Genomic DNA, 10538 nt, shown 5'->3' on the forward strand with positions numbered 1-10538 from the left:
CTAAGCGCCACCTTTTCCCGCGCTAAAGGCGCGCTCCGCGCACCTCTCCAGTTAGCGGGGCTTTAGCCCGCTGCGACATCCTGGCGCCGAAGGCACGCGCCCTTGGCCGCGCGAACGTGATGTCGAACCCTCGCAGAGATCCCATCGCATGATCCATCGCATGACGGAGGTTGGCGGCGAATGTCGGACACGGTAGCCGGTGGCGTTGACGCACGCCGGCCGGACGATGACGTGCTGGTGGAACAGGTCGCGCGAATCTGGGGAGAGGTGCTGCGCGTCGACGGCCTCACGGCTGACGATCCGTTGCCGGACCTGGGTGCCCAATCGATCCGGGTGATCGAGATCGCCCTGCGGATCCAGCGGGAGCTCGGTGCGGACCTGCCGCTGGAGGTCTTCGTCCTGTCGGAGACGATCCGCGACCTGGCCCAGACCATCGCCGACACCCGGCGGGAACAGGCCGCGCCGTGACCGGCCTGACGACCGGCCCGGCGACGGAGCACGTGGCCGGGCTCTCCCGGCTGGCCGAGCACGACCTCGACCTGCTGCTGATGACCCGGCACTTCGAGCTGAAACTGCTGGAGTTGTTCGAACAGGGTGCGCTGAACGGCACCACGCACACCTGTCTCGGCCAGGAGTACGTGCCGGTGGCGCTGCGCACCCTGGTGCACGAGCACGACTTCGTGTTCAGCAACCATCGTGGCCATGGCCACTACCTGGCCAGGTACGAGGACCCGCACGGCCTGCTCGCCGAGATCATGGGCAGGCGGGGGGCGGTCTGCAACGGGGTCGGCGGCAGTCAGCACATCCTGCGCGATCGTTACCTCTCCACCGGCGTCCAGGGCCAGAGCCTGCCGGTCGCCGCGGGGGTCGCGCTGCACCTCAAGCGCTCCGAGCCGGGCCGGCTCGCCTGCGTGTACATCGGTGACGGCACGTGGGGTGAGGGCGCGGTGTACGAAGCGCTCAACCTGGCCGCACTGTGGCGGCTGCCGCTGCTGGTCGTGGTGGAGCACAACGGCATCGCGCAGTCGACGCCGACCGCGGCGCAGATGTCCGGCACGATCGCCGGGCGGGCGCGGGCCTTCGGCATCCGGCACCGGCGGATCGGCTCGGCCGACGTGAACGAGATCCGGCACGAGCTCGCCCCGCTGGTCGAGCGGGTCCGGCACGAGCACCTGCCCCTGGTCGTCGAGTTCGTCACCCACCGGATCGGACCCCACAGCAAGGGCGACGACACCAGGCCGCCGGACGAGGTCGCCGCGATCGGCGCCCTCGACTGGTACCGCCGCTATGGCGCCGATCATCCGGAGCAGATGGCGACGCGGGACGCGCACGCCCGTACGCTGATCGACCTGGTCGCCCGTGAGGTCGCGGCGCTGCCGCCCGCCCGGTGGGAGCACGCATGAGAGTGGGCCACCACCTCAACCTCGCGCTGCACGACCTGCTCGACCGGGATCCGGCCGCGATGGTGCTCGGCGAGGACATCGTCGATCCCTACGGCGGCGCCTTCAAGATCACCAAGGGACTGTCCACCCGGCATCCCGGCCGGGTGCTCGCCACCCCGCTCAGCGAGGGCGCGATCGTGGGCGCCGCCGCCGGGCTGGCACTGGCCGGCAACACGGCCATCGTCGAGATCATGTTCGGCGACTTCGTGACACTCGCGTTCGACCAGATCGTCAACTTCGCCACCAAGTCGGTGTCGATGTACGGCAGACGGGTGCCGATGCCGCTGCTGGTGCGCTGTCCAGTCGGAGGCAGACGCGGTTACGGCCCGACGCACAGCCAGAACCCGCAGAAACACTTCGTCGGAGTGCCGGGCCTGTCGCTGTACGAGTTGTCGCCGTTCCATCAGGCCGGCGAGACGCTCGGCAGGATGCTGGCGCGCGGCGAGCCGGGCATCCTCTTCGAGGACAAAGTCCTCTACACGCGGCAGATGTTCACCGGCGGACGGGTCGACGACATCTTCGGCTATGCCTTCGCCACCCCGGACGTCGCGATGGTCTCCGTCGGCCGGCCGGAGGACGCCGACTGCGTCGTGATCGCGCCCGGCGGCATGACCGACCGGGTGCTGAGCGCGATGCGCTCGTTGCTGATCGAGGAGGAGACAAGCTGCCTGCTGCTCGTGCCGGACCGGTTGTACCCCTTCGACCTCGAACCGCTGCTGCCGCTCCTGGCCGGGGCGAAGGCCATCTGCGTGGTCGAGGACGGCACCGCGGGCGGCACCTGGGGGACTCAGGTCGCGCACCAGATACACAGCGCGTTGTGGCACACCCTGCGCGGCCCGGTGACGCTGGTCAGCGGCGCGGACAGTGTGATCCCGACGGCGCCGCACCTGGAGAGCCGGGTGCTCGTCCAGGACACGACGATCCGGCGGTCCATCGTGGAGGCCCTGCATGGCTGAGCTCAGGATTCCCAAGCTGAACAACAATGACACCGAGTACGTCCTGGTGGAGTGGGTGACCGGCGACGGCAGGACGGTCGCCTCCGGTGAGGTGGTGGCCACCGTCGAGACGTCCAAGACGATCGAGGACCTCGTCTGCGCCGACGACGGCGTACTCCGGCACCTGCTGCCGGCCGGGTCGTCGTGCGCGCCGGGTGACCTGATCGGCCGCGTGGACACACCTGGCGCGCCCGTGCCCTTGTCCGCGTTCGCACCCGTGGCCGTCCCGGCCGCCGCCCCCAACGGGCCGGTCATCACCGCGCCGGCCCGGGAGCTGATGGAGCAGCGGGGCGTCACCGAAGAGCGGGTGCGTGCGCTGGGCCTCGCCCTCGTGCGCCGCTCGGACGTCGAACGCCTGTCGGAGGCACCCGCCACCCGTCCGGATCTGCGGCCGATTCCTCCGGTGCAGCAGGCCGTGGCCCGCTCGGTCAGCCAATCCCACGCCACCATTCCCGCCGCGTACACGGTGGTGCAGGTCGACGTGGGCGCCGCGCTCAGCCACGCCCGCACGCTCCGCGGGCGGCTGCGGAAACTCGTCGGCCTGCCGGACTTCCTGATCGCCGCCGTCGCGCACCTGCGGCGGAGCTTCCCCCTCCTGTACGCCACACCGGCGGGCGAGAGCCTGGCGCTGTCCGCCGAGGCGAACGTCGGGGTGACCATCGACGTCGGCAAAGGACTCTTCGTGCCCGTGGTGGCCGGCGCGTCGTCGCTGGGGTTCGGCGGTATCGTCGAGGCGTTGAGCGAGTTGCGCCGCAGGGCGATGAACGGCTCGTTCCGCGAACAGGACCTGACCGGCGCCAACATCGTCGTCACCCTGCACAACGACAGGGACGTCGTCGCCGCCATTCCGCTGATCCTGCCGGGCACGATCTGCGCGCTCGCCCTGGCCGGCCCCCGGCAGGAGCTGGTGCTCATCGACGGGACGGTGTCCGCGCGGACCGTCGCGAACGTGGGCCTCGCCTACGACCACCGCTACGTCAACGGCCGCGACGCGACGTTGTTCCTGCAGGCGCTGAAGGACACGATCGAGGCACCCGAAGATCTGCTCGACGCCTGACGGCTCGCCCGGCAGCGGCGCCGGCAGCCGGAACCCGGGCGGCGGGACGATCCCGCGCCCGGGTTCCGGTTCCTGTCACCGAGGCTCCGCGCGGGCCTGTCCGGTGACGTGGATCGCCTGCGACGGGCAGAGCACCGCCGCTCGCCGCGCGGACTCGTCCTGCGCGTCCGCAGCGGAGCCCAGCAGGAGCACCCTGCCGTCCTCGTCACTCTGGTCGAACAGCGCCGGCGCGGTGAGTGCGCACATGCCCGCTCCGACACATCGTTCGCGGTCCACGGTGATGCGCATACGCTCGCTCATCCGGCTGTCTACCATTCGACCAGCAGGCTCTTCACACCGTGCACGGCCATGTTGACGCGCATCGCCACCTGCTCGGGCGGCACCGAGAGACGCAGCGTGGGGAAACGCCGGAACAGGGCCACGTACCCGACGCGCATCTCCACCCTGGCCAGGTGCTGGCCGAGACACTGGTGCACGCCGTGGCCGAACATCAGGTGGCTGTTGGTCGTGCGGGTGATGTCCAGCGTCTCCGGCGCCTCGAACCGCTCCGGATCCCAGTTGGCGGCCGGCACCGAGATGACCACCGCCTCCCCCTTGCCGATCTGCTCACCGGCGATCTCGACGTCCTCCAGCGCCGCCCTGGTCAGCCCGAAGTTGAGGATGGAGGTGTAGCGCAGCAGCTCCTCCACGGCGCCGTCGATGAGCGCCGGGTTCGCCCGCAGCTTCGCCAGCTCCGACGGGTTCTCCAGCAGCGCGAACGTGCCGAGCGACAACATGCTGGAGGTCGTCTCGTGGGCGCCGAGGAACGGGAAGACGATCCCGTAGAGCTCTTCGTCGGTCAGCTCACCACTGTTGATCAGGTCGCTGAACATGTCGTCGGTCGGGTTCTCGCGTTTGGAGCGCACCAGGTCGCGCAGGTACTGGTCACCCCACGCCAGCGTCGCGGCGGCGTCCTTGGAGCTGGTCTCCAGGCTCAGCGCGATCGCGGTGTGCCGGATGAACTCGGCCCGGTCGCTGACCGGGACGCCGAGCAGCTCGCAGATCAGGATCGAGGGGATCGGCAGCGCGAACGACTCGACCAGGTCCACCGGCGGGCCGTGCTCCTCCATGGCGTCGAGGTGCTCCTCGACCGCCTCCTCGATGCGGGGGATGAGCAGGTTCATCCGGCGGACGGTGAACTGCGCGGTGAGCAGCCGCCGGTAGCGGGTGTGGTCGGGCGGATCCATCCGGTTGAAGTGCCCCGGCCGGGTCGGCCCGGACAGCTCGTCGGCGAAGCTCAGCGGGGCCGGTGAGTGCCGGAGCTCCTGGCGGGCGCTGAACCGGTTGTCGGCCAGGATCTGACGGCCGAGCGTGTGGCTGGTGACCAGCCATCCGATGTGGCCGTCGGGGAAGGCCAGCCTGGTGATCGGCCCGGCGGATCGGATCTGTTCGAGCTGCCCGGGCGGAGCGAAGTTGTGTTCCCGGTCGGTGGGCATGGTGATCGCGTCAGCCGGTGCTTGCGTCATCTCTGGTTCCTCCCACGGATTCGTTGTGTCCCTCGTGACCCCGGCGGCCTCACACCGACGGCAGTTCGAGCGCGTAGCCGGCCTTGAGCCACTTGCTGGCCTCGACGCTCACGCCCGCGGCGCGGTCGCCCGGGCTCAGCCGCGGCATCAGTTGTTCGAGCTGGAAGTAGGGGATGGCGTTGCCGGTGTTGCCGATCTCGGCGACCCTGCTGACCGGATCGGCGGCAGGCACCGCGAGCGCGTCCACGATCCGTTCGGTCATCCGGACCGAGAGCTGCGGTGGCAGCAGCCAGTCGATCTGGCTCCGCGCCCAGCCGACGCGCGCGAGCAGCTCATCGAACGCCTCGGCGGCCATCTTGGGCGCCGACTCCTCGATCGCCTTATAGTCCTCGGCCACGGGGGGCCGGTCCCCGGTCCGGCTGCCCCAGCTGAACCAGTCGACGGTCTGACCGGGCGCCCGGTGCAGCCCCACGAGCCGGGTGAAGACGTGGCGCAGCACCGGCGACCCGTAGGCCGGCTCCCGGCTCACCACCGCGGCGCCGGCGCCGTCGCCGAAGAGCAGGCCGTTGATCTGCACCTCGGCCGGGACCGAACCGAGGTCCATGGACACATCCAGGTGCTTGGCGCTGCTGTCGCCGCCGACCACGAGTGCCGTCCGATGCGGGCCCGCCGTCACCATCTGGCTCGCGAGCTCCAGCGCCTGCAACGCGCCGACGCAGCCGGCCTGCAGCTGGAACGTGGGCACGTCGTCGACCCCCAGCCGGTCCGCGACGACATTGACGGTGGCGGGCATGAGCATGTCCGGTGAGGCGGTGCTCATCACCATCATGTCCACATCGGAGGCCGAGATCCCGGCGGCGGACAGCGCGCGGCGTCCGGCCGTCTCGGCGAGATCGGTCAGTGAGTAGCGGATCACGCCGGTCTCCAGGTCCACGGCGAAATGCCGGCTGCGGGTGCCCAGGTGGCTCTCGATCCACTGCTGCCACACGGCCGGCATGCCGAAGCGTTCGGCGAGCATCGCGTTGTCGACGGCTGGTCCGGGCAGTGCGGTACCCACTCCGAGAATGTGGATGTCGGGACGTTCCATGCGCGTCCTTCGTTGGGTCCGGGTGTGGTGGCCCCGCGCGGCGGAGTCGATGACCTGCCCAGAATGACGCGTGATGCTAAAGCCGGACTAACTCACGAAGAATGGTGGGCCGCGCAATGCGCATTTAGCCGTGATATAGCCGGAGCTTAGGAGAAGTGTTCATCCTACGCGGGCGAATGTGTTCGCCCGCGGACGGCGGATCCGTGCGGGAAGGCTGTCGATGACGGAGAACATACACATGCCACCGGACATTGCCCAGCAGGTCGCGGAGTTGTTCGGTGGCATGGTCCCGGACAGCCTGTACGGGCCGGACGGCGCGTGTCTGTATGACCTCATGTTCCGATATGACCGGACCTTCATCGCCGAGATGCTCGCCGCGGCGCAGGACGTCACCGGCCCGATCCTCGAACTCGGTTGCGGCGCCGGCCGGGTCACCGTGCCCTTTCTTGAGCACGGGCACGAGATGGTCGCCCTCGACCGGTCGCCGCACATGCTCACCGTTCTGATGGAACGCCTGCTGGAGCAGTACGACCAGTCGTATTTCGCACGAATTCTGCTGGTCGCCGGAGACATGGCCGACTTCCGCCTGGGCCGGCGGTTCGGTCTGGTGCTGATCACCGACTCGGCGGCGCTGGCACTCGACGAGGCGCGGCGCGCGGCGATGTTCCAGCGGGTGCGTGAACATCTCGCCCCGGAGGGCAGGCTGCTGATCCATATCCGCCTGACCGAATTGGACACCGTCGAGGATCGGGGCAGGTCCGTGTGCGAGAGCGTATCGGTGTTCACCCTCCACGACGGCCAGTCGCCGCTGCTGTGCACCTTGTTCGACCGTGACGACCCGGTCGAGGGCGTGCGCTCGGCGAGCCTGCTCACGCACCGGCTCGGCCCAGGCGGCGTCATCGCCGACACGAAGCTCCTCAAGGCGAGCATCCATCCCGTGTCGCCGGCCATGCTGACGGCCGAGCTGGAGCGGGCCGGGCTGCGCGTGACCGGCCGGTCCGAGGGCGGCCCCGATCCGCTTGAGGACGATCCGCCGCGCAGGCCGGTACGTCAGGTGCTGCTGCAGGCGGAGCACGGCAGCCGCCTTTAGCCGCCGTCAAGAACCGGTTTAGTCAGGAGCGAGATCCTTCCCCCCACAGGCTGCGGCCGTTGACGCAGCAGTTACGCCTGCGACCGAAGGGTGAAGCCATGACCCAGAAACCGCCCGCCATCCCCGGGACCGCGTCCCAGATCGTCGAACTGTTCGGTACGGAGATCATCAGGGACGTCTACGGTCCCGAGGCGGCCAAACTCTACGACATCGTCAACCGCCATGACAGAGTCGAGATCGAGGAGCTGCTGTCGGCCGCGGCGGGGGTCACCAGCCCGATCCTGGAGCTCGGCTGCGGCACCGGCCGGCTGACCGTGCCGTTCTTGGAGCGGGGCCACGACATGGTCGCCCTCGACCTGTCGCCGGACATGCTGAGCGTGTTCGCCGACCGGCTGCGCGAGCCGCAGAGCCAGGCGTACGCCGGCAAGGCCGAGCTGGTCGAGGCCGACATGGCCGAGTTCCACCTGGACCGGAAGTTCGACCTGATCGTCGCGGGCGGCTCCGCGGTGCTGACGATCGACGCCGAGCGGCGCGCGGCGCTGTTCCGCAACGTCCGTGAGCACCTGGCCGAGGGCGGCCGTTTCCTGGTGACGTTCATCGGCTTCGAGTTCCTGGACGAGGACCCGTCCTCGGTGGAGAGCATCAGCGTCTTCACGCTCGCCGACGAGATCTCACCGCTGATGTGCACGCTGTTCGACTACATCTCACCGACCGAGGGCATCCGTTCGAGCAGTTTCCTGACCCACCGGATCAAGAACAGCGTGATCACGGACACCAAGCTGTACAACGGGATGACCTTCTGGGTCTCGCCCGCCCAGATGGAGCAGGAGATCGAGGAGGCGGGGCTGCGGATCACCGCCCGGCAGGAGATCAGCACCGACCCCGGTGGCGCGAGCCCGCTGCGGGCGCACGTGCGCCAGCGCCGTCCGCTGCTGGAAGTGACCCGCTGACATGAGCGAACCCGTCATCATCGCAGGAGCCGGTCCGGCAGGTCTGATGCTGGCGGGCGAACTCGCCCTCGCCGGCGTGGACACGGTCGTCCTGGAACGTCGCGCGCGGCCCAGAACGGACTCACCCGGCGTCGCGATCAACGCGGGCGCCGTCGAACTGCTCACCCAGCGTGGGCTGTTCGACCTGGTACGGGAGAAGGCGATCCCGCTGCCGATGATCCAGTTCGCGCTGTTGTTCCTCGACCTGTCCCAGGTGCCCGACCGTGCCAAGGACGCGGTGCTGCTGCACCAGGCGGAGCTGGAACGAGCTTTGGCGCATCGGGCGACCGAACTCGGGGCCGACATCCGCCACGACCACGAAGTCACCGGCTTCGACCAGGACGAGGCCGGCGTCACGGTGCGGTGGCGCACCGCGAACGGGTCAGGGGAGCTCCGTGGCCGCTACCTCGTCGGCTGCGACGGACCGGACAGCACCGTCCGCGAGGCGGCCGCGATCCCCTTCCACGGCAGGGACATCCCGTTCCGCGGGATCACCGGCGACGTCGAGATCGACCTGGCGGACCTGCACCCGCTGCCGATCGGCGGCGCCTACTTCCCGGCCGGCGGGCAGTGGATGTGCGTGCCCATCGGGCCCGGCGCGGTCCGGATCACCACGTCCGAGTTCGGCGTCGAACCCGAGGACCCGGACGCCCCGGTCACGATGGACGAGCTGCGCGCCGCGATACGCAGGCTGACCGGCAGCGACCTGAAGGGCGGCGAGCCCCGCTGGCTGGCCCGCGCCGACTGCCGGGTGAAGCAGGCGGCGACCTATCGCGAGCAGAACGTCTTCCTGGCGGGCGACGCGGCACAGGTGCTCTTCCCGATCAACGGCCAAGCACTGACCAACGCGCTCAACGACGCGGTGAACCTCGGCTGGAAACTGGCGGCCGCCATCAACGGCTGGGCCCCGAAGGGACTACTGGACACCTACCACGACGAGCGGCACGCGGCCGGCAGCCGGACCCGGATGAACGTGCTCGCCCAGGTCGAGCTGTCCCACCGCGACGAGCAGGCGGGCGGCCTGCGCGAGCTGACCACCGAACTGCTCAAGCTCGGCGACGTGAACCGGTACCTCGGGGGCATGTTGTCCGGCGTCGACGTCAGCTATCCGATGCTCTATCCGGATCGGGACCCGGCGGCCGAGGCCGACGATCCGCTGCTCGGCAAGAGGCTGCCGCCGCTGGGGGCCGAAGGAGTGGACCGTGCCCTGCACGCCGGGCGCGGCCTGGTGCTCGACTGCTCGCAAGGGGCGGTGGCACTGGGCGACCTCACGGCGTGGCGCGAGAACGTGGACCTGGTGGCTTCGCCGCCGGTTCCGCAGATCGGCGCTCCGGTGGTGCTCGTGCGGCCGGACGGTCACGTGGCATGGGCCGGCTCGGATCCCGACGGCCTGAGAGTGGCGCTGGCCGCCTGGTTCGGCGGCTGATCGGGCTCAGCGTTCGGTCCGGTGTTCGTTCCAGCGTTCGGTCCGGCGTTCGGATCGGCATTCGGATCGGCGTTCGACAGAGGTGAGGAGCCCAGGCTCCTCACCTCTTTCTGTTGTCACAGCTCGTTGTCGATGAACGCGAAGAGCTCCTCGTCGGACGCCTCGTCCAGGCGCTGGGCCGGCGCCGCCGCGCCGTTGGTCTTGGCGGCCAGCCGGGCGCCGAGCTCCTGCAGCCGCTGGGCCACGCTCAGCCGGACGTCGCCGGCCATCCCCTGGACGGAGTCCTCAAGCCTGTCCAGTTCTGCCAGCACCACCCGTTCGCTGCCCGTCGCCGGGGCGAGCTCGTCCTCCAGGTGACGTGCGAGCGCGGTCGCCGTGGGGTGGTCGAAAACGGTCGTCGTCCCCAGCCGCAACCCGGTCACCGCGGCCAGCCGGTTACGCAGTTGAACCGCGGTGAGTGAGTCGAACCCCAGGTCGAGGAAGCCCCGATCCGGGTCGACACCACCCGGCACCGGATGGGCCAGCACGTCGGCGACCTCGCGCCGTACCAGGCTGAGTATCGCGTCGTACCGGGCGTTGCCCGGGAGCGCGGCCAGGCGCTTCGTCCAGTCGCCGCCGTGCGCGGCGCTCGCGGGCTTGCGGCGGGTTCCGATGATCCCGCGCAGGAGCGCAGGAAGCGCACCGGCCTCTGCCTGCGCGCGCAGCGCCGCGCGGTCGACCCGGGCGGTGACGAGATGTGGTTGACCGCTGGCGAGTGCGTTGTCGAACAGGGCGAGTGCGTCTTGGGTGGGCATGGGGGCGATGCCGTTGCGTCGGAGTCTGTTGAGGTCGGTGTCGGCGAGTTGGCCGGTGATGGTGCTGGTTTGTTGCCAGAGTCCCCAGGCGAGGGAGGTGGCGGGGAGGTTTTGGGTGTGGCGGTGGTGGGCGAGTGCGTCGAGGAAGGTGTT

Annotated in this window: 11 protein-coding genes; 7 read left to right on the top strand and 4 right to left on the bottom strand. The window is 69.8% G+C overall.

What is annotated here, in order from left to right; genetic code table 11:
* Positions 1–180: 180 nt before the first annotated feature.
* From ACWD0F_RS47920 to ACWD0F_RS47935, 4 genes are read left to right on the top strand one after another with little or no spacing between them, the layout of a single operon-like run.
* Positions 181–468, top strand: coding sequence for a phosphopantetheine-binding protein (locus tag ACWD0F_RS47920; protein ID WP_449889208.1), 288 nt, complete (start codon positions 181–183; stop codon positions 466–468).
* On the top strand, positions 465–1403 hold the full coding sequence (locus ACWD0F_RS47925) for a thiamine pyrophosphate-dependent dehydrogenase E1 component subunit alpha (RefSeq protein ID WP_449889209.1): 939 nt from the start codon (positions 465–467) through the stop codon (positions 1401–1403). Before ACWD0F_RS47920 ends, ACWD0F_RS47925 begins: the two co-directional genes overlap by 4 nt.
* Entirely contained in the window at positions 1400–2398 is a 999-nt protein-coding gene (locus tag ACWD0F_RS47930; RefSeq protein ID WP_449889210.1) for a transketolase C-terminal domain-containing protein, read from the top strand. Before ACWD0F_RS47925 ends, ACWD0F_RS47930 begins: the two co-directional genes overlap by 4 nt.
* Positions 2391–3494, top strand: a complete 1104-nt coding sequence (locus ACWD0F_RS47935) for a 2-oxo acid dehydrogenase subunit E2 (RefSeq protein WP_449889211.1) — start codon at positions 2391–2393, stop codon at positions 3492–3494. Before ACWD0F_RS47930 ends, ACWD0F_RS47935 begins: the two co-directional genes overlap by 8 nt.
* A gap of 75 nt (positions 3495–3569) precedes the next feature.
* On the opposite strand, the gene ACWD0F_RS47940 is transcribed toward ACWD0F_RS47935, so the two are convergent.
* Genes ACWD0F_RS47940 through ACWD0F_RS47950 form a run of 3 tightly spaced genes read right to left on the bottom strand, consistent with a single transcriptional unit; the run spans position 3570 to position 6086 of the window.
* The gene (locus ACWD0F_RS47940; RefSeq protein WP_449889213.1) at positions 3570–3794 is read right to left on the bottom strand and encodes a ferredoxin; all 225 of its coding nucleotides are present in this window, start codon (positions 3792–3794) and stop codon (positions 3570–3572) included.
* A gap of 8 nt (positions 3795–3802) precedes the next feature.
* Positions 3803–4999, bottom strand: coding sequence for a cytochrome P450 (locus ACWD0F_RS47945; RefSeq protein ID WP_449889215.1), 1197 nt, complete (start codon positions 4997–4999; stop codon positions 3803–3805).
* 49 nt (positions 5000–5048) lie between these two features.
* Positions 5049–6086, bottom strand: a complete 1038-nt coding sequence (locus tag ACWD0F_RS47950; protein WP_449889217.1) for a 3-oxoacyl-ACP synthase III family protein — start codon at positions 6084–6086, stop codon at positions 5049–5051.
* A 238-nt stretch (positions 6087–6324) separates the two neighbouring features.
* Between ACWD0F_RS47950 and ACWD0F_RS47955 the strand changes: the two genes are divergently transcribed.
* From ACWD0F_RS47955 to ACWD0F_RS47965, 3 genes are all read left to right on the top strand, one after another.
* Positions 6325–7176, top strand: a complete 852-nt coding sequence (locus ACWD0F_RS47955) for a class I SAM-dependent methyltransferase (protein ID WP_449889219.1) — start codon at positions 6325–6327, stop codon at positions 7174–7176.
* Between the two features lie 98 nt (positions 7177–7274).
* Positions 7275–8126 carry a daptide-type RiPP biosynthesis methyltransferase gene (gene mpaM / locus ACWD0F_RS47960; RefSeq protein WP_449889221.1) on the top strand — a complete coding sequence of 284 codons (852 nt, stop codon included), beginning with the start codon at positions 7275–7277 and terminating at the stop codon, positions 8124–8126.
* A 1-nt stretch (position 8127) separates the two neighbouring features.
* Positions 8128–9591, top strand: a complete 1464-nt coding sequence (locus ACWD0F_RS47965; RefSeq protein ID WP_449889223.1) for an FAD-dependent oxidoreductase — start codon at positions 8128–8130, stop codon at positions 9589–9591.
* Between the two features lie 116 nt (positions 9592–9707).
* On the opposite strand, the gene ACWD0F_RS47970 is transcribed toward ACWD0F_RS47965, so the two are convergent.
* Positions 9708–10538: beta-ketoacyl reductase (locus ACWD0F_RS47970; protein WP_449889224.1), on the bottom strand; the 831-nt coding region annotated here is incomplete at its 5' end.

It is taken from the genome of Nonomuraea sp. NPDC002799, from assembly GCF_053592075.1.